1 protein-coding gene is annotated in these 260 nt (G+C 63.8%); it reads left to right on the top strand.

The window, feature by feature from the left end; all coding sequences use genetic code 11:
- Positions 1 to 260 (top strand): NAD(P)-dependent oxidoreductase (locus NCR93_RS31750; protein ID WP_284507455.1); only part of this gene is annotated, 260 nt, incomplete at both ends.

Genomic DNA, 260 nt, shown 5'->3' with positions numbered 1-260 from the left:
GAGCATATCGGTCGGCGTCGACAATTACGATCTCGCGCATCTGAAACAACGCGGCATCACGCTCTGCCATACGCCCGGCGTCCTGACCGAAACCACCGCCGACACGGTGTTCGCGCTGATCATCGCGAGTTCGCGCCGCCTGGTCGAGTTGTCGAATCATGTGCGCGAAGGGCGCTGGACGCGCAACATCGGCGAAGACCTGTTCGGCTGGGACGTGCACGGCAAGACGCTCGGCGTGCTCGGTTTCGGCCGTATCGGGC

This window comes from Caballeronia sp. ATUFL_F1_KS39, assembly GCF_023630985.1.
Taxonomy (GTDB): domain Bacteria; phylum Pseudomonadota; class Gammaproteobacteria; order Burkholderiales; family Burkholderiaceae; genus Caballeronia; species Caballeronia zhejiangensis.
This window is presented reverse-complemented; position numbering and strand designations above follow the sequence as displayed.